We start from the raw sequence: 25221 nt of genomic DNA, 5'->3' as shown, positions 1-25221 counted from the left end.
CGCCAGAGGCTCCCGCGCCTGAACCCGCACCGCGAATGACGGCACCCAGGTGGTGCGGGTCCAGGCCCGGAACGCGGAGGCGCCGCTGATGGGCGCCGTCCCGTGTGCCCACCCGTCCCGCCCCGGCGGAACGCGCCCACACGGGCCTGGGCCGGGGCACCGCCCAGCCGAGCGGGGGCACACGGGGTGGGCCAGGCCGCCGGCCGCTCTAGGCCACCGCGTCGAAGCCCGTGTCGTGCGCCATCTTCTTGAGCTCCAGCAGCGCGTGCTTCTCGATCTGGCGGATTCGCTCGCGCGTCAGTCCGTGTTCCTTGCCGACCTCCGTCAGCGTCCGCTCGCGCCCGTCCTCGATCCCGTACCGCATGCGGATGATCGACGCCGTGCGGTGGTCGAGCTTGTCGATGAGGTCGTCGAGCTCCTCGCTGCGCAGCAGCGTGAGGACGGACTGCTCCGGGGAGACCGCCGAGGTGTCCTCGAGCAGGTCGCCGAACTGGGTCTCGCCCTCGTCGTCGACCGACATGTTGAGGGAGACCGGGTCCCGCGCCCAGTCCAGGACGTCGGTGACGCGCTCGGGCGTCGAGCCCAGCTCCTCCGCGATCTCGGCGGGCTCGGGCTCCCGCCCGTGCTCCCGGTTGAACTCGCGCTGCACCCGCCGGATCCGGCCGAGCTCCTCGACGAGGTGGACGGGGAGCCGGATGGTCCGGGACTGGTCGGCGATGGAGCGGGTGATGGCCTGGCGGATCCACCACGTCGCGTACGTGGAGAACTTGAAGCCCTTCGCGTAGTCGAACTTCTCGACCGCGCGCACCAGGCCCGCGTTCCCCTCCTGGATGAGGTCGAGCAGCGGCAGCCCGCTGCGCGGGTAGCGCCGGGCGACGGCCACCACGAGCCGCAGGTTGGACTTGATGAAGAGGTCCTTGGCCCGCTCGCCCTCGGCGACCAGCGCTTCGAGCTCCTCGCGGGTCGCCCCGCCGGCCTCGCTCTCCACCTCTTCGTCGAGTATCTGCTGGGCGTAGACACCCGCCTCGATCGTCTGGGAGAGCTCGACCTCCTTGGCGGCGTCGAGCAGGGGCGTGCGCGCGATCTCGTCGAGGTACATGCCGACCAGGTCGCGGTCGGCGATCTCCCCGCCCACGGCGCGAACGCTGCTTGCCCGTGCGGCCCCGCTCTGGGCGGAGGTCTGACGACGGGCGACGGCACGGGTTGCCATGCGTGCTCCCTTGCTGAGTAGGTCGCGACACCCTTGCGGGTGCCCTGCATCCGACGGAAACAACGACTGGAATCAGGACAGAATTCCCACCCGGCACATGGATTTTGGCGATCATGCAGTATCCTGCGCGGCCGCCACCCCCGCGGGCACGCCGCGGATACCCACGGAGACGCAGGTCAGACCGGCACGGAGGGTGCAGCGGCGCCCCTTCGCGAAGCCCACGACCACACTGTCGGTGAGACCGCGATCACATGCGGCGCCACCCCTTCAGACGCCTCGGCGCGATCAACGGTTGCCCCACGACCGCCTCCGCCCCGAGGACCTACGACAGGTCCTAGGTCCCCAGCCCGTTCCCCCGCCCCGCTCCCCCGGCCTAGCGTCGCCCCATGACCGACACCACCGGCACCCTCGACGAGGCCCTCGAACGGCTCCACACCACGGGCCCCGAGCGCAACGGCTGGCTCACCAACCACGCCCCCATGGCCGTCGAGGCCCTGGTCCGCCACGGCCAGGCCCCCGCCGTGCACCGCTGGCTCGACCACTACGCGCCCAAACTGGAGGAGGCGCCCGCCCCGCACGCCCCGGTCACCGCCGGCGACTGGCGGGAGGCGCTCGGCGACCCGGCCCGGATCACCGACTGGACCCGTTTCTTCTCCCGCGAGCTGGCGGACCGCCCCTGGCAGGAGGTCCTCGCCGAGTGGTGGCCCCGGCTGCTGCCCGGCATCGCGGGCGGGGCGACGCATCCGGTGATCCGCACCGGTCACGCCGTACGGACCCTCCTGGGCTCGGAGGAGACGGCACCGCGCCGCGCCGAGCTGGCGCACGCCCTCGGTTACTGGGCTGCCCGCCACCAGCCACTCCCGCCGCTCGCCCCGCTGGCCCCGGCGCCCTCCGCGGCGGCCGCGCTGGACGCCGTACCGCCGGTTCCCGAGCAGGACGGCGGGATCCGGGCGCGGCTCGCACAGCTGACGGCGTTCCCGGTCTGGGGGGAGGCTCCGGATCCCGATGCGGCGAAGGCACTGCTCACCGAGCTGGTGAGGGCGGCGACGCACCGGTACGCGACGCACGGCCACGGCGAGCCGATCATGCTGGTGCACGCGGCGACCGCGCCGAACGCGGTCCTGCGGACCCTGCCCGCGCTCCCGCGCGGGCTGTGGGCGCCGAGCGTGGCCGCGGCCTGGGCCGCGGCGGCCGCGGTGACGGCGGCCTACACGCCGCGCGAGGCCGCCCCGTACGAGAACACGGCCCTCACCGCCGAGGAGGTCTTCGAGCGGGCCGCCGCCCACGGCGACGACCACACGATCAAGTTCACGGACACGGCGCTCGACGTGGGCGACCCGCTCGCGCTGGCCGCCGCCGTCCGCTCGATCGACCTCAATCCACCCGTCCTGTGAGGGTTCAGCCGAACTGGACGGAGCGCTTCGCGAGCCCCATCCAGAAGCCGTCGATCACCGACTTCTCCGCGTCGAGGTCGCCGGCCGCGTCCGCCGCGCCCATGGCGACGAAGAGCGGGGCGAAGTGCTCCGTACGGGGGTGGGCGAGGCGGCCGGCGGGCGACTTGTGCTCGAAGTCCAGGAGGGCGTCGACGTCGTGCGCGACGAGCGCCTCGTGCCCCCAGGCGTCGAACTCGGCGGACCAGCCGGGGACGCCTGGGCCGGTGTGGCGGAGGGCGGCGAGGTTGTGGGTGAAGAAGCCGCTGCCGACGATCAGGACGCCCTCGTCGCGCAGCGGGGCGAGCTTGCGCCCGATGTCCATGAGCCGGCGCGGGTCGAGGGTGGGCATGGAGATCTGGAGGACGGGGATGTCGGCGTCGGGGTACATCTCGACGAGCGGTACGTACGCGCCGTGGTCGAGGCCCCGGTCGGGGATGTCCTGCACGGGCGTGCCGGGCCCGTGGAGCAGCTTGCGGACGGCCTCGGCGAGCTGCGGGGCGCCGGGGGCGGCGTACTGGACGCGGTAGTAGTGCTCGGGGAAGCCCCAGAAGTCGTAGACGAGGGGGACGGTCTCGGTGGCGCCGAGCGCGAGCGGGGCCTCCTCCCAGTGGGCGGAGACCATGAGGATCGCCTTGGGCCGCGGCAGGCCGGCGGACCAGGCGGCGAGCTGGCCGGGCCAGACGGGGTCGTCGGCGAGCGGCGGGGCGCCGTGGGACAGGTAGAGGGCCGGCATCCGTTCGAGGGTGGCGTCCATGGCGACCTTCCTCCTGGTCCTTGAAACTTCAAGCTCACTACGCACACCATAGCTCTGAATAGTTCAACTTTCAAGAATGGGTCGTACGATGGGACGCATGGGAGACATGACCGAACCCCGCTGGCTGACCGACGAGGAGCAGCACGTCTGGCGCGCGTACCTGCACGCCACCACGCTCCTGGAGGACCACCTCGACCGCCAGTTGCAGCGCGACGCCGGAATGCCGCACGTCTACTACGGGCTCCTCGTCCAGCTCTCCCAGGCCCCGCGCCGCCGGCTCCGGATGACCGAGCTGGCCCGCAGCGCCAAGATCACCCGGTCCCGCCTCTCCCACGCGATCGCCCGCCTGGAGAAGAACGGCTGGGTACGGCGCGAGAACTGCCCCTCCGACAAGCGCGGCCAGTTCGCCCAGCTGACGGACGAGGGCATGGAGGTCCTCCGGCGGAACGCCCCCGGCCATGTGACGGCCGTCCGCCAGGCCATGTTCGACCGGCTCTCCCCCGAACAGGTGACGCAGCTCGGCGCGATCATGCGCGTGATGGCCGAGGGCCTCGAACCCGAGGACGCGGACGCGGACCTGCCCTGGCTCCGCTGAGCCACTGCACCGGGAACGGACCTGCCCCGGCTCCGCTGAGCGGAACCAGGGCAGGCGGTGTGACGTGTCGTCCGACGATCAGTGCGCGATGACCGGCACCTTCACCTCGTCCTCCGCGCCCGCGTCCGCGCCGGACCCGGCGACCGGGCCGCCGCCCGGCTTCCCGGTGTTGATGAACACGAAGGCGATCGTGGCCGAGACGACCAGGATGCCGACCGCCCACCAGATGGCCGCCGTGTACCCCTCGACCATGCTCTGGAACCGGAGCAGCTTCTGCGCGGCCGGGGTGGTCGCGCCGGCGACGTGGTCGGCCACGTAGGCGGCGGTCGCCGAGGCGGCGATCGTGTTCAGCAGGGCCGTACCGATGGCGCCGCCGACCTGCTGCGAGGTGTTGACCATCGCGGAGGCCACACCGGCGTCCCGCGGGTCCACGCCGAGCGTCGCCAGCGACATGGCCGGCATGAACGCCGTACCCATGCCCAGGCCGAGGAGCAGCTGCGCGGGCAGGATGAGACCGGCGTACGAGGTGCCGATCTCCAGCTGGGTCAGCAGCAGCATGCCGACGCCGGCGGTCAGGAAGCCCGGGGCCATCAGGAACCGCGGCGGGACGCGGGTCATCAGACGGGTGCCGATCTGGGTCGAGCCCGTGATCATGCCGACGATCATCGGCAGGAACGCGAAGCCCGTCTTGACCGGCGAGTACCCCTTCACGACCTGGAGGTAGTACGTCAGGAAGAGGAACAGGCCGAACATCGCGATGACGGCGAGACCCAGCGACAGGTAGACGCCGCCGCGGTTGCGGTCGGCCACGACGCGCAGCGGCAGCAGCGGATGCTTGACCCGCGACTCGGTGAGCGCGAAGGCGAGGAGCAGCACGCCGGAGGCGATGAAGAGGCCGATCGTGCCGGCGTCGCTCCAGCCGGCGGACTCGGCGCGCGTGAAGCCGTAGACGAGCGAGACCAGGCCGAGGGTGGAGAGGATCACGCCGGGGATGTCGAGCGGCGAGCGGTTGCGGCCGCCGGCGGGCTCACGGACGACGAGGTACGCGCCGGTGGCGGCGACGATCGCGAACGGGATGTTGACGAAGAAGGTCCAGCGCCAGTTCAGGTACTCGGTGAGGAAGCCGCCGAGGATCAGGCCCACGGCGCCGCCGCCGCCGGCGATCGCGCCGTAGATGCCGAAGGCCTTCGCGCGCTCCTTGGCGTCGGTGAAGGTCACGGCGAGCAGGGAGAGCGCGGCGGGCGCGAGGAGCGCACCGAAGGCGCCCTGGAGCGCGCGGGCACCGAGCATCATCGCCTCGCCGGTCGCGGCGCCGCCGAGGGCGGAGGCGGCGGCGAAGCCGATCAGGCCGGTGACGAAGGTCCGCTTGCGGCCCCACAGGTCGGCTATGCGGCCGCCGAAGAGGAGCAGACCGCCGAAGGCGAGGGCGTAGGCGGTGATGACCCACTGCCGGTTGCCGTCCGAGATCCCGAGGTCGTGCTGGGCGGAGGGCAGGGCGATGTTCACGATCGTCGCGTCGAGCACGACCATCAGCTGGGCGAGGGCGATGAAGATGAGGGCTTTCCAGCGGCCGGGGTCGGCCTGGACCGCGGTCGTGTCGGGGATTTTCGGCATGGGGGTAGCCACCTCTTGGCGCGTACTGGTGAAAAAGGGACGTAAGTCTTAAGGAAGTGCGGGTCGGATCACGAGGAGCAGGCGTCCCGCCTCAGGTCCTCGAGAGTCGCGGCCTTCCCGGGCAGCTCGGAGCGGGCGGGCGTCTCCAGGCCGTCGAGGAAGAGCTGCAGATGGCGGTGGACGAACCGGTCGAAGGCCCCGCAGCCGGCTCCGGGCAGCGGGCGGGTCAGCTGGGAGAGCGCCACCATCAGGTCGCCGACGCCGACGTCGACGCGGAGCCGGCCGGCCGCCTGCGCCCGCTCGACGAGGCCCTGGACGACCCCCTCCAGACGGTCGCGCTCGGCGAGCAGGTCGGGGTGGTCCCGGTCGAAGGCGCCGTCGAGCATCGGACACAGGGCGCCGACGCGCTCGTCGGCGGCACCGTGGGCGAAGCGGCGGAGGGCGGCGAACGTGTCGTCCTCCTCCTCGGCGGCCCGCTCGGCGACCTCGGTGACCCGGGCCATGAGCGAGAGGACGACCTCGTGGACGAGGTCGGCGCGCTCGGGGAAGTTCCGGTAGAGCGTGGCGTTCCCGACGCCGGCGCGGCGCGCGATCTCGTCGTACGGCACCTGGGAGCCGAACTCGACGAACATCTCGCGGGCCGCCGTCACGATCCGCTCGCGGTTGCGCAGGGCGTCGGCCCGCGGGCGGGGTACGCGGCGGGCGGGCGCGGTGGCGGGGGTGCTGGTCACGCCACGACCTCCTCACAGTCAACGGATCCACGAGCGACGGACCCACGAAGAACGGATCCACGAACGAATCCGGGGAATGATTCCCCACTTGCAGCGACAGAGGTGTAAACGGGGACCGAGTCCCCGCTTATTTCCCGCCCATCATGTGACCTGGGTCACAATTGCTCGCCTTCCCGGAATACCCACGATCGGGCCACCCGGCGCGCGCACCCGGAGCCCGCGCCACAGGCTGATCGCACAGCGCTGACCCGCGGAAGGGGTCGCGGCGCCGACCTGCCCCCATCGGAGAGGCGACGTATGCAGCACCCCCGCCGACGGATACGCAGACCCATCGCCCTGGCGGCGACCACGGCACTCTCCCTCGCCCTGCTCGCCTCGGCGAGCAGCACCCTTCCCGGGCCCGCCCCGGCCTCGGCGGGCCCCGTGGCCGCCGCGCCGAGCGGCGCCCAGCTGGGACCGTGCCGCATCGCCACCACGATGGGCGTGCAGATGTCGGAGGGGTTGCCCACGGCCCCCGGATACGTACGCTCCACGGGCCGCGTCAGGGCCCTCAACCTGATGATCGACTTCCCCGACGCCCCCGGGGACGGCCCGGCGATGGGCCGCTTCCGCGAGTTCTTCCCGCAGACCGCCGACTGGTTCCGCGTCAGCTCGTACGGGCGCCTGCACTACCAGGCCGAGACGCCGATACCCGACTGGCTGCGGATGCCCCGGCCCTTCTCCTCGTACGGCATCGAGCGCGGCTCACCGTACGAACCGGGCTACCGCTCCCTCGTCGAGGACATCGTGAAGGCCGCCGACGCGCGGGTGGACTTCAGCGCGTACGACCTGGTCAACATCCTCGTCACGCCGAACGCCGGGCCCTCCGCCCTCGACACCGTGCTGTCCGTGACCTTCTCCGGCAACGACGACGCCCCCTACGCCGACGGCGTGCCGCTCGCCAACACGTCCTTCGTCTACAGCCGCCAGGACGACGGCTCCGGCAGTTTCCCCGAGACCGGCTACCGCGTCCTGCCGCACGAGAACGGCCACGTCTTCGGCCTGCCCGACCTCTACACCTCGGACGGCGGAGGCACCGTCGGGCACTGGGACATCATGTCCGAGGACTGGGGCGCCGACAACGACCTCCTCGGCTGGCACAAGTGGAAGCTGGGCTGGCTCGACAACGACCAGGTCAGCTGCGCCTCCACGCCCGGAACCGGCGACTACAGCCTCACCCCGCTCGCGATCTCCGGCGGCCCCAAGCTCGTCTTCGTCCCGCTCTCCGGCACCTCCGGATACGCCGTCGAGGTCCGCAGCAAGGACGGCAACGACGAGGCCGTCTGCAAGCAGGGCGTCCTCGTCTACCGGGTGGAGTCCGACGTGGACACCGGCCACGGCCCGGTGACCGTGGCCGACAGCGACCGGTCCAGCGGCGGCTGCACGCGCCGGGCCAACGTCCACGCGGAACTGTCGGACGCGCCGTACGCCCCGGGCGAGACGTTCACGGACCGCGCGAACGGGATCCGGATCGAGGTCCTGGAGGAGGACGGGACGGGAACGTACCGGGTGAGGATCACCCGCCGCTGACCTGCTCCCGGAGCTCCCGCTTGAGAACCTTCCCGGTCGGATTCCGAGGCAGCTCCGCGTCCCGTACGAGGATCCGGGCAGGCACCTTGAACCCGGCGAGCCGCGCCCCGACGTGTGCGCGCAAGGCCTCGGGTTCCACATCCGCGCCGGCCCGCAGCCGCACGACACCCACGACCTCTTCCCCGAGCAGCGGATGAGGCACCCCGAACACAGCGGCATCGACGACATCCGGATGCTCGTGCAGCACGCCCTCGACCTCGACGCAGTACACGTTCTCGCCGCCGCGGATCACCATGTCGGTGAGCCGGTCGACGACACTGACCCGCCCGTCCGCGTCGACGCGGGCGAGGTCACCGGTCCTGAACCAGCCGTCCTCGGTGAAGGCGGCGCGGGTGGCGTCCGGATCCCCCCAGTACCCGCGTACAAGGCACTGCCCGCGCAGCAACAACTCGCCCACCCCCTCCGCATCGGGCCGCTCGATCCGCACCTCGGTGACGGGCGAGGGCCGCCCGACACTCCCGGGATGGGCGCGGTACTCGGCACCGACGTTCGACAGAACCCCTCCGCAGGTCTCGGTGAGCCCGTACCCGTTCCGGGGCTCGATCCGCTCCCCGTACCCCTCGGTGATCCCCCCGACGATCCCGGGCGGGGCGGCGGCGCCTCCGGTGCTGAGGAGGGCGAGGCCGGCGAGCGGATCACGGCGGCTCCGGGCGAGCGCGAGCAGCTGGAGCGCGGTGGTGGGCACCCCGGCGAAGTGGGTGACCCCTTCGTCCCGAATCAGCTCAAGCGCCCTGCCCGCGTCCCACTTCCGCATCATCACGAGGGTCCCGCCGGCCGCCATGACGGCGTAGAAGGAGGTGAAGGCGGCGACGTGGAAGAAGGGAAAGGTGGTCAGCGAGACGGGCGCCGCCCCCACCCCCGGCACCTCACCGCGCGCGAGGGCGGCGGCGGCGGCGAAGTACCGCGGGTTCATGGCGGCCCCGACCTGCGCGAGATGCGTGGCGACGGCGCCCTTGGGGCGTCCGGTTGTGCCGGAGGTGTAGATGATGGTGGAGTCGGACTCGGGCAGGACATGGACGTCGGGAGGCCCGAGCAGAGGATCGTCGTCGGCGACGTACTCGACGAACCCCTCGCACTCGCCCTCCCCCCGGAAGACGATCCCGGGCACCCCGTTCCGCACGGCCCACTCCCGCACGCGCCCGACCCGCTCGCCGTCGACGAGCAGCACGCCGGGAGAGCAGTCGTCGAGGGCGTACGCGAACTCGTCCTCGGTCCACCAGGCGTTGAGCGGTACGGCGACGAGCCCGGCGAGCTGGACGGCCCAGAAGGCCACCTGCCACTCGGGCAGGTTCCGCATGGCCACGACGGCCCGGTCCCCCGGCCGCAGCCCGTACTCCCCGACGAGCCTCCGCGCGAGCCCGCAGGCGGCGTCGAAGAACTCCCGGTAGCTCATCCGCACGCCCTCGGCCACGAGGAACGTCCGGTCCCCGTACCCCCAGGTCACCTCGACGAACTCCCGCAACGTCCGCGGCCCGCCGACGTACACCCCGCCCTCGACGGCGAAGGGCGCCCCGGGCGCGCAGAGCCGCTCGACCCCACCAGCCACCACCACAAACCCCTCCTAAGCGCCCGCTCACCCAGCGCGGCGACGCTATGCGGCTCCCCGCCCCGGGTCAACCCGGCACAGAGGAACACGACCGCGCGCGACGTTCGGCGACAACAGGGGCGACCCGCACAACCCCCATCCGCTAGGCTGTCTGCGGTCAGTCGCCTTCGTAGCTCAGGGGATAGAGCACCGCTCTCCTAAAGCGGGTGTCGCAGGTTCGAATCCTGCCGGGGGCACAAGCCGAAAGGGCACCTACCAATTTTGGTAGGTGCCCTTTGGTGTTGCCCCTACCGGACGACGACGTTGTGCGCCGGGATGATCGTGGGCTGTGCGTCGGCGTGGCCGAGGTCGGCCAGGATCGGGCCGAAGGTCTTCGCGTGGGCGGCGAGGGCCTCCTCGCTCTCCCAGACCTCGGTCACGCGGAATCCTCCGTCGATCGGACCCGCGGCGTGGGAGAGGAGGCCCGGATCCCCCACGTCGGCGAAGCGCGCGAAGCCCTTCCCGCCGGTCACGCGCGCGATGACTTCGTCGTAGAGCTCCTGCCCGGCGCCAGGGAGGTCGAAGGTGACGATGACGGCCATGCGAATGCCCCTCTCTCCAGCCGCCGCGCGACTGCGGCGGCGCCCGCGATCCTAGCGTTCGGTAATCGGGTGGATTCGCGGAGCGACGACACTATCCGTGACGTCGGCCGCCGCCGGTTCTATCCTGGGCTCCTTACCGGGGGAAAGCGGGGGGAACCATGGAGTGGTTCTGGTGGGTGCTCATTCTGTTCTGGAGTGGCGGGTTCGCTTGGGCCGCTGACAACGTGCGGACCGCGTTGCGGCATCGGCACGAGCGGAAGATGGAGGTTCTGGAGGCGGCCAAGCAGGAACGGTTGGCGCTCGAGGCCTCGCAGCGGACGCCGGAGCCCGTGTGCGGGTGCACGCATCATCTGGCGAAGCACGACAAGCAGGGGCGGTGCCATGAGCGGGTGGAGGTGCCGACCGCCTGGGACGAGAACAAGAAGCCGGTGCGGTACGAGGCCGGTACGTGCAACTGTCAGCAGTACGTCGGGCCGCAGCCGCTGTCGCAGGTGTTCGCCGACGAGCTGACGGATCTGGCCTGAGGGCCGCGGCTCAGCGGAGTTCCTCCGGGCAGGCCGTGCCGCGGGAGAGTTTGTACGGGGCCGCCAGGCGGTAGGTCCCGGGTTTCGGGGCGATCAGCTCCGTCCATTCGTCGCCCTCCGGGTCCGCCTCCGTCTTGAAGAGGCAGCCCTTCTCGTTGGCGAAGACCTTCGGGAGCTCCGAGTCCGAGTTCTCCCGCGCCAGCTTCGAGGCCTCCGTCTCCTTCGGCGGTTCGATCTTGGCGCCGTTCTCGTCCACGAGGGCGAGCCACGGCGAGTACGGGACGCGGATGAGGACCCGGCCGGGCCGGTCGACCCGGATCACGACCTCGTTCTCCTCCGCGCTCTGCACCTGGGCCGGCGGGTCCGCCAGCGGGGTCGGGTTCTCGACCTCGTACAGCCGCCAGTTCTCGTCCGACCAGACCTGGTTCAGGTACGGCAGGCCCTCGCGGACCAGTTCCGCCTCCCGCTCGGCGCCCGAGTCAGGGGCGCCGGTGGGCAGGACGACGTAGTGGACGGCCCAGCGGTCGAGCCAGTCCTGGTAGTTCGCGGCGTTCAGCGTGTCGTCGTAGAAGAGCGGGTTGCGCTCCATGTCCGCCTGCCGGTTCCAGCCGCGCGCCAGGTTGATGTACGGGCTGAGCGCGGAGGACTCGCGGTGGCTGGACGCCGGCACGACCTCGACCCGCGCCTTGCCCGCGTCCCGGACCTGGAGCTGGTTGACGAGCGGCGCGAGCTCGCGCGCCCAGGAGGCGTCCGGGGCGGTGCGGATGACGTCGTCGACGCCCTTGAAGCCGATCCAGAAGTTCAGTCCCGCGACGGCGAGCAGCAGCGCGTACCAGCGGCGTGAGCGCGGCGCCGTGTACGGCAGGGCCGCGAGCAGCACGACGCCCGCGAAGAGCATCGGCAGCCGGGAGATGTTCGAGCCGATCTGGGAGTCGATCAGCCAGGTCAGCACCGTGCCGATCGAGTAGACCGCTGCCGCCGTGCGGACCGTCCGCCAGGTCTTGGGGACCAGGACGAAGGTCAGGACGCCGAAGAGGAGCGGCAGGACCGTCGATCCGAAGGCCATCGGCTGCGTGCCCGAGAACGGGAAGAGCCAGGAGGACAGGGCCACGACGGCGACCGGGGCGAGGCCCAGGGCGTACGCGCCCGGGCGGCGCTTGTTCAGGAACAGGGCCGCCGCCGCGACCCCCAGGAACAGGCCCGCGACCGGGCTGCACGCCGTCGCCAGACCCGCCAGCGGGGCCGCGACCGCCGCCTTCGCCCAGCGTTTGCGCCGCCAGCGGTACGGCCAGCAGAAGACCGCGGCGACCGCGCCCAGCGCGAACATCATGCCGAGGCCGAACGTCACCCGGCCCGAGAGCGCGTTGCACAGGAACGCGAAGACGCCCGCGATCGAACAGACCATCGGGTTACGGACCGCCCGCACCCGCACCAGGATCAGCGCCGTCAGGCCCGCCGACAGCGTCCCCGCGACCATCATCGTGCTGCGGACGCCGAGCACCGACATCAGATAGGGCGAGACCACGCTGTACGAGACGGGGTGCATCCCGCCGTACCAGGCCAGGTTGTACGCGGAGTCCGGGTGCCGTCCCACGAACTCGGCCCACGCGTCCTGCGCGGCCAGGTCCCCGCCGCTGTTCGCGAAGAGGAAGAACCACAGGACGTGCGTGAGGGCGGCGAGCCCGGTGGCTGCCAGGACCGTGTAGCGGCGCTTGCGGCGCCGGACGGGGGTCGGGGCAGACGGCGCCGGGGCCGGCGCGGGGACCGGCCGTTGCGTCGGGAGCACTATTCGCGAGGGCGAAGAGGATCCGGTATCCGTGGGCGGCGCGATGCCGTCGGCGTCCCTGTCGTCACGAGCGTCACGAGCTTCATGGGCTTCACCGTAGACGTCGGGGTCGGAGTCCGCGCGGTCGGCGCGTGTCGGCTCGGCGGTGGTCACTGCGGCCCTTTCCCGTGTTGCCCGTCTCGCTTCTCGCGTAGGTCACGCGTGTCCCGCGTACGTCACCCGTGCTTCTCGTCCCCCCGGAAACGCTAACAGCCGGGCGCCCCGGAGAACCCGGGGCGCCCGGCCGAGCGGGTGGCCTCTCAGCCCAGGTGGGTCAGCTTCTTGTCGAAGCCGGGCTCCACCAGGTCCTTCTGGAGGGCGACCGGGGAGCTGACCTTGCCGGCGCCCGTACCGATCGACACCTGGCCGACGACGTCGCCCGCCTTCCCGGAGTGCGGGAGGGCCTTTCCGCCGTCCGTGAGCTCCAGCTTCACCTGGAGGCCCGGCCAGCCGACCGCCTTGAGCTCCTTGGTGGCCACGACCGGCGTCCGGCCGCCGAGACCGTCGTCGACGTAGCCCAGGACCTGGCCCTCCTTGACCACGGCGGCCGAGGTGACGTCCTTCTGCGCCTGCTGGATCAGCTTGAGGCTGTTGTCGATGGCGAGCTGGAGCTTGTCGATGAGGAGCTTGGCGTCCTTCGCTCCCATCACGATGCCGAGGATCCGGCGGTTCTTGCCGTCGACGACGGTGTTCGCCGCCCAGAGCAGGTTGCCGCCGGCCGGGGTGGAGGAGCCGGTCTTGATGCCGCTGACACCGTCGTGGAGCAGGATGTTGTTGTTGTTCTCGATCCGGCCGGGGAGGCCGTCGACCGTCACGTTCGGCATGTCCACGATCTCGCGGAACACGTCGTACTGCATGACCGCCTTCGCCAGCTTCAGCTGGTCCTGCGGGGTCGACATCGTGCTGTCGAGCAGACCGGACGGGTCCGTGTACGTCGACTGGGTCATCCCCAGGTCCTTCGCCGCGGCGTTCATCTTCTCGACGAACGCGGCCTCCGAACCGGCGTCCCAGCGCGCGAGCAGCCGGGCCACGTTGTTCGCGGAGGGGATCATCAGGAGCTCGAGGAGCTCCTTCTCCGTGTACTTCTGGCCCTCCTGGACCAGCGCGGTCGACTCGCTCGTCTCCTTGCCCTGATCGGCGGCCTTCTTGTCGATCGTGATCTCGGGACCCTGCTGCTTGCCCTTGATCGGGTGGTCGCGGAGGATCACGTACGCCGTCATCGTCTTCGTCACGGACGCGATCGGAGCCGGCTTCTGCGCTCCGTACATGCCCATGGAACCGACGCCCTCGACCTCGACGGCGCCTTGGCCCTCGCCGGGCCACGGCATCTTCAGCTCGCCGCCCTCGAAGGTGAACGTCGGATCGGCCGACAGGGTCAGCGCGGGCGCGGGCAGCGGGCGGACCATCTGCACGATCGCAAAGACGATCAGGAGCAGCAGGACCAGCGGGGTCCAGATCCGGAGGCGTCTCAGGGTCGTCCGCAGCGCGCTCGGCGGCGGGGGCGGCGTGTTCGTCAGCTCCGCGAGCAGGTCGAGCGGGGGCAGCGGGGGCAGCGGCTGCTGCCGGGTCCGCTCCGGCTCGGAGAGCCCAGATCGCGACCGTGCGGGGGCGGGCGCGGGCGCCTTGACCTCGGGGGCCTTGGGCGCGGCCGGCTCGGGGGCCTTGGTGGCCTCCTGCGCCGCCTTCTCGGCCTTCTGGTCGGCCGGGATGTCGGGGCGCAGCGCGCGGAAGACGCTGGTGCGCTCGCTGTCGGAGTCCCCGGTCAGGGAGGGCGGCAGCTTCAGGGCGGTCGTCGGCTGGTCCACGACCGGGGGACGGACCATCTTGAACATGGTCGTCGGCTGGTCGACCGGCTCGTCGTCCTTGTCCGCGTCCTTGTCCGCGTCCTTGTCCGCGTCCTTGTCCGCGTCCTCGCCCTTGTCCTCGCCCTTGTCCTCGGAGGCGGCGGGTGAGGGTGCGTCAGAGGGCTTCTCCTCCGCCGACTGCTTGCGCGCGGCGAACCAGGACTCGGAGGACGCCTTGCCCTCTCCGTCCTTTACGTTCTCTACGTTCTTTACGGGAGCCTTGTCCTCTACGTCCTCGACCGGCTCCTCGTCCGCCTCGTCGCCGGGCGCGTCGTCCGTCTCCTCGGGGCCGTCCTCGGGCTCGTCGTCCGACTCCTCGTCGACCGGCTCGTCCTCGGCCTCGGAGTCGTCGGCCTCGATCTCGCCCTCCGGCTCCTCGACCGACGCCTCGGTCTCCGCGTCCGAAGCCGTGGACTCCGAAGCCTTGGGCTCCGACTCCTCCGACTCCTCCGGCTCCCCCTCCGTCGCGACCCACGCCGCCACGGCCGCCTTCAGGCGGTCGCCCTCGGCCTCCGGCTCCGGCTCCGGCTCGGGGGCCGCCGTCGGCTCGTCGTCCTCCGGCGTGCGCGGCGCCAGGGTCTTGAACACGGCCGTCGGCTGGTCGACCCGAACCGCCGAGGACGGCGAGGACTCTGACTCACGGAGCACGGAAAGCCTGGGATCCCGGCCGCCGCCGCCCGAGGCCGCCGTCTCCTGCGACGACCCCTGCTGCTCCGCCTTGTCGGGGGACTCGCCCGCCACCGTGCCTCCTCCATGCGTCATACGTACGTCCGAACCGTCTACCAGTGTCCTGTGTGAACCCCTTGGCTCCCGTGCTAGACGAGAACGACATACCTACTGGTTCCCGGATGAACCACCCAGGCACTCTCGACAGATGAATGTGAGAGGGGTCACCCTGTCATTCATCCACGCGGGGAGGCATGGATGGGCAGGAGCCGCAGAACTATTCCGGAAGAGCTTCTGCTGCTCGCTCTGGACCCGACCACGGGTACCACAGCGCAGCCGCAGTCGCTCGACCTCGGTCTGGCCGGAGCACAGCTAGTGGAGCTGGCTCTGGCAGGCCGGATAGCCCCTGACGGGGATCGTATCGCCGTGGTGATGCCACGGCCGACCGGAGATCCGACACTGGACTCCGCACTGGAGCTGCTGCGCAGGCGTGGCAGCCCGGTTCGGGCCGTCCACTGGATCGGCGGGCCCCGGCTGGGGCTCCGTCAGACGTATCTCTCGCATCTGGAGCGATGCGGCATGGTGCATGCCGTGGAGGGCCAGATGTGCGGGGTGTTGCCGACGACTCGCTACCAGGCGACGGACACGGCGATCAGTCGGGAGATCCGTGCCCGGCTGGACAGTGCGATCCGCACCGGCGTACCGCCGGACCCGCGGACCGCGGCGCTCGCCGCGCTGGCCCACGCGGTCGGTCTCGGCAAGCACCTCTACCCCGGCAACGAAGGACGGTCGTCGCGGTCCCGGCTGCGCGATCTGATCCGGCACGACCCCATGGGCGGACTCGTGGCGCACGCCGTGATGGACGTCCAGAACGGTGCGGCCGCACAGCCGCGCCGGAGCGCCGCGGGCGTCCCGGCGCAGCCTCGCGGCAGCATGGCCCGCGCGGCCGCGCACTGACCGACGCGCGGCCCTCACAGAGCAACCGGTACCACGTACCACCTGGAACCATCCCGGGAGCCGCACGGATGTGCGGGGCGGTCTGGACGGCCGCTCCGCACATGTGCGTTGTCCGGGTTTTCCAGCGCGCACCCGGCCTTTGGTGGCAATCTGCCAAGCGGTAGATACTCACAGCTACGCAGCAGACAGCCGGAGGTGCAGTTTCCGTGGCGTCCAACGTCAACCCCACCGTCAGGCGACGCCGATTGGGCCAGGAGCTGCGCAAGCTCCGCGAGGCGAAGAACATGACGGCCGAGCAGGTCGCCGAGCGCCTTCTCGTCTCCCAGTCCAAGATCAGCCGGCTGGAGAACGGCCGTCGCTCCATCAGCCAGCGTGACGTCCGGGACCTGTGCGGCGTGTACGAGGTCGAGGACGAGCGCATGGTCGACTCCCTCATGCAGATGGCCAAGGACTCGCGCCAGCAGGGCTGGTGGCACGCCTTCGGCGACATCCCGTACAGCGTCTACATCGGCCTGGAGACCGACGCGGAGAGCCTGCGGATGTACGAGTCGCAGATCATCCCCGGACTGCTCCAGACCCCCGCGTACGCGGAGGCCGTGATCTCCGGCGCGATGCCCGAGTCCGCGCCGGCGGACATCGAGAAGCGGGTCACCGTGCGGACCCGCCGCCAGGAGCGGATCCGGGACGAGGAGCGTCCGCTGCGGCTGTGGGCGGTCATCGACGAGGGCGCGCTGCACCGGATCGTGGGCAGCCGGCAGCTGATGGTCGACCAGCTGGAGCACCTCATCGAGCAGTCGCACCTGCCGCACGTGACCGTGCAGGTGATCCCGTTCGAGATGGGCGCGCACCCGGGGATCAGCGGGCAGTACTCGATCCTCGAGTTCCCGGACACCTCGGACTCCAGCGTCGTGTACATCGAGGGCGTGACGAGCGATCTGTACCTGGAGAAGGCGCAGGACGTCGGCAAGTACTCCGTCATGTACGAGCACCTCAGGGCGCAGGCGCTGAACGTGGACCAGACGCGGGAGTTCATCTCGAAGATGGCGAAGAAGCACGCCCAGGGCTGATCGCCGCGGGGTGGGGAAGGCACCGTACACCCCGTGATCGCTTCCACGGAAGCCCAGTTGGAATATGCCACTCGGACGTGTGAACGCCGGTCCCGCCGCCCGGGATTGGTGAGTAGCGTCGATCACGCCATCAAGAACGTTGGCGCGACACACTACTCGACAGAAACCGGAGTGAGCGGCATGGCGATTATTCAGGGCGGAACGGACACCTGGACGAAGTCCTCGTACTCGGGCGGGAACGGGGCCTGCGTCGAGGTGAAGTCCCCCGTCGTGTCCGCGATCGCGGTGCGGGACTCCAAGGCTCCCGAGGGCCCGTCCCTCTCTTTCGGTCCGGGATCGTGGAACGCCTTCGTCGGCGAGGTGAGCAACGGGGCCCTCTGAGCCCCGTTGCGCGCACGCCGTCACCAGCAGTACGTATGAGCCCTCTCGACCGGTCCGCCGTCCTGGCCGAGGGGGCTCGGCCTTTGCCCGGGCCGGGCTACCGCAGCTCGTCCACGTAGCGGTCCGTGCCCGGGACCGTCGGGATGAACGGCGCCACCAGTTCCACCCTCCCCGCGCCCCCGCCCAGGGACTCCAGGTCCGCGAAGTGCTCCGCCCAGCACGCGCGGGGGTCCTCCTCCAGGAACCAGAGCAGGGTCAGCCGGGTGTCGACGCCCTCGACCTGCTTCACGTACGTCATGCGGTCGCCGGGCAGCGGGGTCGGGCGGAAGACCGTCACCATCGCCGCCGGTGAGCCGGCGAGGCGGCGGGGCAGTTCCCGGTCGCGCAGCCGGTCGAGCAGGTCCGCCCGGCACTCCGGGCCGTCCGTGTCGATCACCTGGAGGATCAGGCCCGCGTAGGGGTGGTCGAGGGCGTGGAAGTCGCGCGGGCCGGCCGCTCCGTCGCGGTAGACGGTGGCCTCGTGGTCCTGGAACGCGGTGAAGACGTGGGTACGGGCGTGGTGGACGCGGGCGTCGCGGTTGAGCCGTTTGTTGATGCCGACCGTCCACTTCATGTGCTCGTCGTAGCGGCCCTCGGTGATCCAGTACGTGGAGAGGTAGCAGCCGGCGGTGACCGGCTGGGCGACGGCCGACTTCTCCGGGCCGCGCAGGAGCTGGAGCTCGCGGGTGGCGACCCAGCGGCGGCCGGCGTACATCCAGGGCATGGCCATGGCGCCCGCATAGTAATGATCATCTTCATACCATCTGTGGTATGCCAACTCGTGCCCGGCATGCGGTTCGACCATGGTGATCAAGGCATGTCCGACGTTCACGCCGTACGGGCCGACCGAGGCCAACTCGGCGTACATCTCCAGGTGTCGCTCCTCGCGACCACTCGCTTCCATGCACCCTCCCGCGCCAGAGCCAACTCAACCCGAACACATTTGACGGTACGTCAGATTTTGATACAGGGGAACGCGCGCGCGAGCGATCGACCTTGCGGGTGAAACCACTCATTGCGCCCTCGGCATCACCGTTGGTAGCTAGATTCAGGGTGCATTCCCTCAGCGCCTGGAGGAGCCGTGAACGCTTTCGACGCCACCGATCCAACTGAGCTCGACGCGTCTTGGGATGGCGTCGTGATCCCTGAGCGCGTTCGGAACCGCACGTCGGTCGCACTCGCCGTCGGAGACTCGTTGCGCAGGTACGTTCCACAACGCCCCGGCTGCTACCTGCGAACCTCCTGCGACCGACGCGGCGACGAGAAGGGGCTCGACCTCCAGCTACAGGACGTCGACCGGAAGCGCATCGACCTCGCCTGGGGCCCCTTCGCTCAGGTCTACCGCGAGAACGACACCGGGGCGTTCAAGAAGAAGCGGCTCACGAAGAACGACGGCACAGTGGACTGGGTGGTGATCCGGCCCGCCTTCCGGCGCATGCTCAGCGACCTGCTGTCGGGCGAAATCGACGGCGTCATCTTCTACGACACGGACAGGCTGGCGCGCCAGCCGAGGGATCTTGAGGACCTCATCGACATCGTCGAGCACACGACACGGCCGGCGGTCGGCGTCACCGGGGCACTCAACCTCCTCAACGACGCCGATCGACACATGGCCAGAATGCTGTGCCTCATGGCCCTCAAGGCGTCGGAGGACACCTCCCGCCGCGTGGCCAGGAACCACCTTGCGGACGCGTCGGCCGGCGAACTGACCGGCAGAACACCCTACGCCTGGAACCCCGACGGAACCCTGTGTCCGGACCGGGCGCGCATCGCACGGCGCATCTACGACCAGTTCGCTGCGGGCAGGTCCATCACCGGTATCGCGCGGGATCTCAACGAGGACAAGATCCCTTCCCCGCGCGACACCAAGTGGACACAACCCACCGTGAAGGCAATCCTCACCAACCCTCGCTACTGCGGCTTCGTCTCCTACCGGGGAAGGCATCGGAACGAGATCCCCCGGCAGCGGGACGGTTGGGGTCGCGTCCTTCTCGGTGAAGACGGGCTACCCACCCTGGGACGGTGGGAGCCGGTCGTTTCGAAGAAGTTGTGGGCTGACACCCAACTCCAGCTGGATCAGCGAAGGCTGATCGGCGAACAGCGTGGCATCCTGCGCAATCCGGAGGGGGACAACTACCGCAAGTACGTGTTCACCGGCTACCTGAGATGCGGGATCTGCCAGGCAGCCATGAGCGCCAAACGCGTTGCTGTACGCGGGCATGTCATCTACTACTGCCCGGGCAAAGGGCGCAACGCCTGCGGCAAGGTGAGTCGGCGCGCACAACCAGTGGATCTACATCTGGAGGCTCTGATCGCCGAGTGGGCCAAAGCCCACTCGGCGAAGCCGCCCACGCGAGAGGAGGCAGCAGAGCAGGACGGCCTCGCGGAAGTTCTCCGGACTCGGATCTCGGACATCGCCGCCCGTAAGCGGGATCTCACATCGTCGTGGGCCGAGGGTTCGGAGCGAGTAAGGGGAATGCGCGCGGACGACTACTACCAAGCCCTCGCCTCGATGAACACCGAACTCGACCGACTGGAGGTCGAGCTTGCGATCCACGACTCCCATGCCCGGCGCCGCAGACCCCGAGACTACGAAAGCGAATGGCGAACGGGAGGGCTGGAGCAGCGCCGCGCTTTGGTGGGGGAGATCTTCAGCGCCATCCATGTGATGCCGTCGGGCAAGGGTCGCGCCCCGTTCAACCCCGACCACATCAAGCCGCAGTATCTACCCTGACTGGCGCACCCAGGCGCCTTCCCTACCATACACATCCCCCCTACCCTGACTGACCGTCAGATGCTTGGCCAGGGTCGAGGAGGGTCCGGATGCTGCTCCAGGGGAAGACGGTCGTCGTGTCGGGGGTCGGTGCCGGGCTCGGCCACCGGATCGCGGAGACGGTGGTACGGGACGGGGGCCACGCGGTGCTCGGCGCCCGCACCGAGGCCAACCTCGCCAAGTCCGCCGCCGAGATCGACCCGACCGGCACGAAGACCGCCTACCGGGTCACCGACATCACCGACGAGGCGCAGTGCGAGGCCCTCGCGGCGCTCGCCGTCGAGCGATTCGGCGGGATCGACGCGGTCGTCCACGTCGCCGCCTGGGACTCCTACTTCGGGGGCCTGGAGGACGCCGACTTCGGGACCTGGCAGGGGGTCCTGGACGTCAACCTGCTCGGCACGCTGCGGATGACCCGGGCCTGCCTGCCGGCGCTGAAGGAGCACGGAGGCTCCGTGGTCCTGATCGGGACGCAGTCGGCGGTGGCGGCGCCCTCGCAGGTGCGGCAGGCGGCGTACGCGGCCTCGAAGGGGGCGCTGACCTCGGCGATGTACTCGCTCGCGCACGAGCTCGGGCCGCACCGGATCCGGGTCAACACCGTGCTGCCGGGCTGGATGTGGGGGCCGCCGGTCCAGGCGTACGTCCGGTTCGCCGCGCACACCGAGGGGGTGCCGGAGGCCGAGGTCCTCGCCCGGCTCACCGAGCGGATGGCCCTGCCGGAACTGGCGACGGACGGGGACGTGGCGGAGGCGGCCGCCTTCCTGGCCTCGGACCGGGCCCGGGCGATCACGGGGCAGTCGCTGCTGGTCAATGCGGGGGAGCTGATGCGCTGAGCCCGTGCGGAGGGGGAGCGCTGATGCGCTGGGTCCTCTCCCCCGCGGCCCGTCAGCCCTCGGGCAGCGGGCCCGGGAGCCGTCTCAGCCCGTCGGGCAGCAGGCCCGGGAGCCGGCTCAGCCCCTCGGTCCGCGGCCCGTCAGCCCCTCGGGTAGCGCGTCAGCCAGCCCGGGGAGGACTCCGCCGCGCCGTGCAGGGCCGCGCCCTGCGTCATCTCCATCGAGAAGTCGTCCGCGAGTTCCAGGACCGTCGCGCGGCCCTCCAGTTCGGCCAGCCAGGCCGGCGGGAGGGCCGTCTCGCCGTGCAGGGCGCCGAGCAGCGCGCCCGTGAGCGCGCCCGTCACGGCCGAGGGACCGTCGTGGTTCACCGCGAGCCGCAGCCCGTGCCGCACGTCCTCGCCGACGAGCGCGCAGTAGACGGCCGCCGCCAGCTGCCCCTCGGCCCGGTCCTCGCCGGCCCCCAGGGCCGTCACCCGGTCCGCGTCCGGCGCCCCCTCCCGTACGGCTCCGAGGGCCCGGGCGAGCGCCTCCGTCACCGGCTCGTGCCCGGGGCGCACCGCGAGCTGCTCCAGGGCGCGGGCCACCGCCGCCTCCACGGAGCCGCCGCGCGCCAGGCCGTGGACGGTCACCGCGAACGCGCCCGCCGCGAGGCCGGCCGCCGGGGCGCCGTGCGTCTGCGCGGCGCACTCCACGGCGAGCTGGCAGACGAGCTGCGGCTCCCAGCCGACGAGCAGCCCGTAGGGGGCCGAGCGGGCCAGGGCGCCGGAGTCCTCGGCGTCCGGGTTCTTGGGTTTTTCGAGGGTGCCGAGGGTGTCGTCGCCGAGGCCGGTGAGGCAGGCGCGGGGCGGGTTGCGGCGGGCGTAGAGCCACTCCTCGCGGGCCAGCCAGCCGTTGTCCTTGCGGCGCTCGTCGGGGCCCCAGTCGCGCTGGGTGGCCGCCCAGCGGAGATGGGCCCGGTGGACGTCGGTGGGCGGGTGCCAGTGGCCGGTGTCCCGGCGGACCTGGGCGCGGATGAGGCCGTCGACGGTGAACAGGGCCATCTGGGTCGCGGCGGTGACGGCGCCGCGGCGGCCGAACGCGGGCACGGGGTCGGTGAGTCCGTCAGGTCCGTACGCCTCGCGCAGCTCTTCCAGACGTCCGTCGGCGCCGGCGCCCAGGGCGTCACCGAGGGCCCCGCCGAGCAGGCAGCCCCGTACGCGGGACCGGAAGTCCTGCTGCTCGGCGCGACCCCACACGGCTGCGGCTGTCGTGACCACGACGTGCCCTCCCCCCGTAGACCGGTCTGCGCAGCACTGTAATGGACCGGATACGCGCGTTCGGGGTGCGGAACGTTATGTGATCGGACGCCCTTCAGGCGGTTTTTGACCGCGCCGTCCGATGTGAGCCCGCGCCCCGCCGTGGCGGGCGGGGCGCGGCGCGGGCGCACCCGGAGGCCCTACTCCTGGGGCAGCACCGGGAGGAGTTCCGGGAGGTGGCCGTCCGAGGCTCGGGCCGTGCGCTGTCGTTCCTCCGGGACCTCGCCGTAGAGCGTCGTGCGCGGCTTCGCCGGGCGGCCCGCCGCCTCCGCGATGGCCTCCAGGTCGCGGATGGAGCGGTACGAGCCGTAGCTGGAGCCCGCCATGCGGGAGATGGTCTCCTCCATGAGGGTGCCGCCCAGGTCGTTGGCGCCCGAGCGGAGCATCTCCGCCGCGCCCTCCGTCCCGAGCTTCACCCAGCTGGTCTGGATGTTGGGGATGTGCGGGTGGAGGAGGAGCCGGGCCATGGCGATGACCGCGCGGTTGTCGCGGGCGGTCGGACCGGGGCGGGCGATGCCGGCGAGGTAGACGGGCGCGTTGGTGTGGATGAAGGGGAGGGTCACGAACTCTGTGAACCCACCCGTCTCCTGCTGGATGCGGGAGAGCGTGCGGAAGTGGCCGAGCCAGTGCCGGGGCTGGTCCACGTGCCCGTACATCATCGTGGAGGAGGAGCGGATGCCGAGTTCGTGCGCCGTGGTGATGACCTCGATCCACGTCGCCGTCGGCAGCTTGCCCTTCGTCAGCACCCAGCGGACCTCGTCGTCCAGGATCTCCGCCGCCGTGCCCGGGATCGAGTCGAGTCCGGCCTCCTTCGCCGCCGTCAGCCACTCGCGGATCGAGAGGCCCGTGCGGGTCGCGCCGTTGACCACCTCCATCGGCGAGAAGGCGTGGACGTGCATCCCCGGGACCCGTTCCTTCACCGCCCTCGCGATGTCGAAGTACGCCGTGCCCGGCAGGTCCGGGTGGATGCCGCCCTGCATGCAGACCTCGACTGCGCCGACGTCCCAGGCCTGCTCGGCGCGGTCCGCGACCTGGTCGAGGGAGAGGGTGTACGCGTCGGCGTCGGTGCGCCGCTGGGCGAAGGCGCAGAAACGGCAGCCGGTGTAGCAGACGTTGGTGAAGTTGATGTTCCGCGTGACGATGTACGTGACGTCGTCGCCGACGACGGACTCGCGGACGTCGTCCGCGATCCGCGTGAGGGCGTCGAGCGCCGGGCCGTCGGCGTGCAGCAGGGCGAGCGCCTGGGCGTCGGTGAGCCTCGTCGGGTCGTCGGCGGCGACGGAGAGCGCCTCGCGGACGTCGGCGTCGACGCGCTCCGGCACCATCCCGGGCGCGGCGGCCTCGCGGAGCGCCTCCCAGTCCCCGTACACGACGTCGAAGTCCTCGCGCCGGTCGGACGTGCGGCCCTCGGTGTCGATGGTCGCGTGCAGGTCCGTACGGCCGGTGGCGGTGAAGGCCTCGTCGGGCTCCTGCCAGGGCAGTCCGCGGACGGGCGCGCCGGGGTTCGCGAGGCCGGTCTCGGGGTCGGCGAGGGCGCGGACGTGCGGGAGGAGCCGGGGGTCGAGCCAGGGTTCGCCCCGGGTGACGAACTCGGGGTAGACGCAGAGCCGTTCGCGCAGCTCGAAGCCGGCGGCGCGGGACCTCTCGGCGAGCTCCTCGATCTGCGGCCAGGGGCGCTCGGGGTTGACGTGGTCGATGGTGAGGGGGGAGACGCCGCCCCAGTCGTCGATGCCGGCGGCGATCAGCCGCTCGTACTCGGAGTCGACGAGGTTCGGCGGGGCCTGGAGGCAGGCGGAGGGGCCCATGATGAGCCGGGCGACGGCGACGGTGGCGACGAGGTCGTCGAGCTCGGCGTCCGGCATCCCGCGCATCGCCGTGTCCGGCTTGGCGCGGAAGTTCTGGATGATCAGTTCTTGGACGGAGTGGTAGGCGCGGGCGATCCGGCGCAGCGCGAAGAGGGACTCGGCCCGCTCCTCCAGGGTCTCCCCGATGCCGAGCAGCAGCCCACTCGTGAACGGCACCGAGGAACGGCCGGCGTCCTCCAACACCCTGAGCCGCACGGCCGGTTCCTTGTCGGGGGACCCGTAGTGGGGACCGCCGGGCTCGGACCAGAGGCGGGTCGCGGTCGTCTCCAGCATCATGCCCATGGAGGGCGCGACGGGCTTGAGCCGCTGGAAGTCGGTCCAGGACAGGACGCCGGGGTTGAGGTGGGGAAGGAGCCCGGTCTCCTCCAGGATGCGGATCGCCATGGCCCGTACGTACGCGATGGTGTCGTCGTACCCGTGCGCGTCGAGCCACTCGCGGGCCTCGGGCCAACGGTCCTCGGGCTTGTCGCCGAGGGTGATCAGGGCCTCCTTGCAGCCCGCCTCGGCGCCGCGGCGGGCGATGTCGAGGACCTCGTCCGGCGACATGAACATCCCGTGGCCGTCGCGGCGGAGCTTGCCGGGGACGGTGACGAAGGTGCAGTAGTGGCACTTGTCCCGGCAGAGCCGGGTGAGCGGTATGAACACGCTCTTCGAGTACGTGACGACCCCGGGCCGCCCCGCGGCCTCGAGCCCTGCGTCCCGCACGCGCCCCGCGGAGGCGACGAGGTCGTCCAGATCGCTCCCCCGCGCCCGCAACAGCACGGCGGCCTCGGCGACATCGAGCGCGACCCCGTCCCTGGCCCGCTTGAGGGCGCGGCGCATGGCGTTCTCGGTGGGTCGTCCTGCCTGGTGATCCGTCATGAACCGAGCATACGAGCGGGCCGGGCTCCGCCGTCCGTCGTGGGGGGGGGGGGCCCCCCGGGGGGGGCGGGGCCCCCCCCCCGCGCCCCCCGGGCCCCCGCCGCGCCGCCCCCCCCCCCCCCCGGGCGGGCGCCCCACTACTACCCCCACCCCCCCCGGTGCACAACACGCCCCGGCGGCCCCTCGGCCCCCCGCCCG

Annotated in this window: 20 protein-coding genes and 1 tRNA gene; 10 read left to right on the top strand and 11 right to left on the bottom strand. The window is 71.3% G+C overall.

Annotated features, from left to right (window positions below):
- Positions 1-208: 208 nt before the first annotated feature.
- Positions 209-1210, bottom strand: a complete 1002-nt coding sequence (locus ACFYX3_RS27895; RefSeq protein WP_389018747.1) for a sigma-70 family RNA polymerase sigma factor — start codon at positions 1208-1210, stop codon at positions 209-211.
- A gap of 386 nt (positions 1211-1596) precedes the next feature.
- On the opposite strand from ACFYX3_RS27895, the gene ACFYX3_RS27890 reads away from it, so the two are divergent.
- A complete protein-coding gene (locus ACFYX3_RS27890; RefSeq protein WP_389018744.1) occupies positions 1597-2604 on the top strand; it encodes a questin oxidase family protein in 1008 nt (335 codons plus the stop codon).
- A gap of 4 nt (positions 2605-2608) precedes the next feature.
- Here the strand turns inward: ACFYX3_RS27890 and ACFYX3_RS27885 are convergent, their stop codons facing one another.
- Positions 2609-3397: a dioxygenase gene (locus ACFYX3_RS27885; RefSeq protein ID WP_376582357.1), complete on the bottom strand. Its 789-nt coding sequence runs from the start codon at positions 3395-3397 to the stop codon at positions 2609-2611.
- 88 nt (positions 3398-3485) lie between these two features.
- On the opposite strand from ACFYX3_RS27885, the gene ACFYX3_RS27880 reads away from it, so the two are divergent.
- Entirely contained in the window at positions 3486-3992 is a 507-nt protein-coding gene (locus ACFYX3_RS27880; RefSeq protein WP_389018739.1) for a MarR family winged helix-turn-helix transcriptional regulator, read from the top strand.
- 78 nt (positions 3993-4070) lie between these two features.
- Here the strand turns inward: ACFYX3_RS27880 and ACFYX3_RS27875 are convergent, their stop codons facing one another.
- The gene (locus ACFYX3_RS27875; protein WP_389018735.1) at positions 4071-5606 is read right to left on the bottom strand and encodes an MFS transporter; all 1536 of its coding nucleotides are present in this window, start codon (positions 5604-5606) and stop codon (positions 4071-4073) included.
- 68 nt (positions 5607-5674) lie between these two features.
- Entirely contained in the window at positions 5675-6337 is a 663-nt protein-coding gene (locus ACFYX3_RS27870; RefSeq protein ID WP_389018733.1) for a TetR/AcrR family transcriptional regulator, read from the bottom strand.
- Positions 6338-6634: 297 nt separating this feature from the next.
- Here ACFYX3_RS27870 and ACFYX3_RS27865 point away from each other — a divergent pair, with 297 nt between their 5' ends.
- Entirely contained in the window at positions 6635-7906 is a 1272-nt protein-coding gene (locus ACFYX3_RS27865) for a M6 family metalloprotease domain-containing protein (protein WP_389018730.1), read from the top strand.
- On the opposite strand, the gene ACFYX3_RS27860 is transcribed toward ACFYX3_RS27865, so the two are convergent.
- Positions 7893-9512 (bottom strand): class I adenylate-forming enzyme family protein, encoded by a 1620-nt coding sequence (locus ACFYX3_RS27860; RefSeq protein ID WP_389019225.1) that lies wholly within the window; start codon positions 9510-9512, stop codon positions 7893-7895. The genes ACFYX3_RS27865 and ACFYX3_RS27860 overlap by 14 nt on opposite strands.
- Positions 9513-9675: 163 nt before the next feature.
- Between ACFYX3_RS27860 and ACFYX3_RS27855 the strand changes: the two genes are divergently transcribed.
- Positions 9676-9748: transfer RNA gene (locus tag ACFYX3_RS27855), tRNA-Arg, on the top strand.
- Positions 9749-9799: 51 nt separating this feature from the next.
- Here ACFYX3_RS27855 and ACFYX3_RS27850 read toward each other — a convergent pair.
- Positions 9800-10093 (bottom strand): hypothetical protein, encoded by a 294-nt coding sequence (locus ACFYX3_RS27850; RefSeq protein WP_389018726.1) that lies wholly within the window; start codon positions 10091-10093, stop codon positions 9800-9802.
- Positions 10094-10251: 158 nt separating this feature from the next.
- Between ACFYX3_RS27850 and ACFYX3_RS27845 the strand changes: the two genes are divergently transcribed.
- The gene (locus tag ACFYX3_RS27845) at positions 10252-10617 is read left to right on the top strand and encodes a hypothetical protein (RefSeq protein ID WP_376582367.1); all 366 of its coding nucleotides are present in this window, start codon (positions 10252-10254) and stop codon (positions 10615-10617) included.
- 10 nt (positions 10618-10627) lie between these two features.
- Here the strand turns inward: ACFYX3_RS27845 and ACFYX3_RS27840 are convergent, their stop codons facing one another.
- The gene (locus tag ACFYX3_RS27840; protein WP_389018722.1) at positions 10628-12556 is read right to left on the bottom strand and encodes an MFS transporter; all 1929 of its coding nucleotides are present in this window, start codon (positions 12554-12556) and stop codon (positions 10628-10630) included.
- A 146-nt stretch (positions 12557-12702) separates the two neighbouring features.
- Positions 12703-15027 (bottom strand): serine hydrolase, encoded by a 2325-nt coding sequence (locus tag ACFYX3_RS27835; RefSeq protein ID WP_389018719.1) that lies wholly within the window; start codon positions 15025-15027, stop codon positions 12703-12705.
- Positions 15028-15210: 183 nt separating this feature from the next.
- On the opposite strand from ACFYX3_RS27835, the gene ACFYX3_RS27830 reads away from it, so the two are divergent.
- The 3 genes from ACFYX3_RS27830 (at position 15211) to ACFYX3_RS27820 (ending at position 17357) form a co-directional block, all read left to right on the top strand.
- Positions 15211-15909: a GPP34 family phosphoprotein gene (locus ACFYX3_RS27830; protein ID WP_116160457.1), complete on the top strand. Its 699-nt coding sequence runs from the start codon at positions 15211-15213 to the stop codon at positions 15907-15909.
- 206 nt (positions 15910-16115) lie between these two features.
- Complete coding sequence (locus tag ACFYX3_RS27825) at positions 16116-16976, top strand: helix-turn-helix domain-containing protein (RefSeq protein ID WP_389018714.1); 861 nt, start codon at positions 16116-16118, stop codon at positions 16974-16976.
- Between the two features lie 180 nt (positions 16977-17156).
- Positions 17157-17357, top strand: coding sequence for a DUF397 domain-containing protein (locus ACFYX3_RS27820; RefSeq protein WP_116160455.1), 201 nt, complete (start codon positions 17157-17159; stop codon positions 17355-17357).
- Between the two features lie 97 nt (positions 17358-17454).
- On the opposite strand, the gene ACFYX3_RS27815 is transcribed toward ACFYX3_RS27820, so the two are convergent.
- Entirely contained in the window at positions 17455-18300 is an 846-nt protein-coding gene (locus ACFYX3_RS27815; protein ID WP_389018710.1) for a hypothetical protein, read from the bottom strand.
- A 177-nt stretch (positions 18301-18477) separates the two neighbouring features.
- On the opposite strand from ACFYX3_RS27815, the gene ACFYX3_RS27810 reads away from it, so the two are divergent.
- Positions 18478-20130 carry a recombinase family protein gene (locus ACFYX3_RS27810; protein ID WP_389018707.1) on the top strand — a complete coding sequence of 551 codons (1653 nt, stop codon included), beginning with the start codon at positions 18478-18480 and terminating at the stop codon, positions 20128-20130.
- Between the two features lie 89 nt (positions 20131-20219).
- A complete protein-coding gene (locus ACFYX3_RS27805; protein WP_385659464.1) occupies positions 20220-21002 on the top strand; it encodes an SDR family oxidoreductase in 783 nt (260 codons plus the stop codon).
- A gap of 140 nt (positions 21003-21142) precedes the next feature.
- Here the strand turns inward: ACFYX3_RS27805 and ACFYX3_RS27800 are convergent, their stop codons facing one another.
- Positions 21143-22258: an ADP-ribosylglycohydrolase family protein gene (locus ACFYX3_RS27800; protein ID WP_389018702.1), complete on the bottom strand. Its 1116-nt coding sequence runs from the start codon at positions 22256-22258 to the stop codon at positions 21143-21145.
- A 179-nt stretch (positions 22259-22437) separates the two neighbouring features.
- A complete protein-coding gene (locus tag ACFYX3_RS27795) occupies positions 22438-25023 on the bottom strand; it encodes a bifunctional FO biosynthesis protein CofGH (RefSeq protein ID WP_389018699.1) in 2586 nt (861 codons plus the stop codon).
- Positions 25024-25221: the final 198 nt, after the last annotated feature.

Origin of the sequence: Streptomyces sp. NPDC002463, assembly GCF_042889835.1 — a bacterium.
Classification (GTDB): domain Bacteria; phylum Actinomycetota; class Actinomycetes; order Streptomycetales; family Streptomycetaceae; genus Streptomyces; species Streptomyces nymphaeiformis.
This window is presented reverse-complemented; position numbering and strand designations above follow the sequence as displayed.

Excerpts from the sequence above, each read along its gene's own strand:
- ACFYX3_RS27895 (WP_389018747.1), bottom strand. The coding sequence starts at position 1,210 with ATGGCAACCCGTGCCGTCGCCCGTCGTCAGACCTCCGCCCAGAGCGGG.
- ACFYX3_RS27890 (WP_389018744.1), top strand. The coding sequence starts at position 1,597 with ATGACCGACACCACCGGCACCCTCGACGAGGCCCTCGAACGGCTCCAC.
- ACFYX3_RS27885 (WP_376582357.1), bottom strand. The coding sequence starts at position 3,397 with ATGGACGCCACCCTCGAACGGATGCCGGCCCTCTACCTGTCCCACGGC.
- ACFYX3_RS27880 (WP_389018739.1), top strand. The coding sequence starts at position 3,486 with ATGGGACGCATGGGAGACATGACCGAACCCCGCTGGCTGACCGACGAG.
- ACFYX3_RS27875 (WP_389018735.1), bottom strand. The coding sequence starts at position 5,606 with ATGCCGAAAATCCCCGACACGACCGCGGTCCAGGCCGACCCCGGCCGC.
- ACFYX3_RS27865 (WP_389018730.1), top strand. The coding sequence starts at position 6,635 with ATGCAGCACCCCCGCCGACGGATACGCAGACCCATCGCCCTGGCGGCG.
- ACFYX3_RS27850 (WP_389018726.1), bottom strand. The coding sequence starts at position 10,093 with ATGGCCGTCATCGTCACCTTCGACCTCCCTGGCGCCGGGCAGGAGCTC.
- ACFYX3_RS27845 (WP_376582367.1), top strand. The coding sequence starts at position 10,252 with ATGGAGTGGTTCTGGTGGGTGCTCATTCTGTTCTGGAGTGGCGGGTTC.
- ACFYX3_RS27830 (WP_116160457.1), top strand. The coding sequence starts at position 15,211 with ATGGGCAGGAGCCGCAGAACTATTCCGGAAGAGCTTCTGCTGCTCGCT.
- ACFYX3_RS27820 (WP_116160455.1), top strand. The coding sequence starts at position 17,157 with ATGGCGATTATTCAGGGCGGAACGGACACCTGGACGAAGTCCTCGTAC.
- ACFYX3_RS27815 (WP_389018710.1), bottom strand. The coding sequence starts at position 18,300 with ATGGAAGCGAGTGGTCGCGAGGAGCGACACCTGGAGATGTACGCCGAG.
- ACFYX3_RS27805 (WP_385659464.1), top strand. The coding sequence starts at position 20,220 with ATGCTGCTCCAGGGGAAGACGGTCGTCGTGTCGGGGGTCGGTGCCGGG.
- ACFYX3_RS27795 (WP_389018699.1), bottom strand. The coding sequence starts at position 25,023 with ATGACGGATCACCAGGCAGGACGACCCACCGAGAACGCCATGCGCCGC.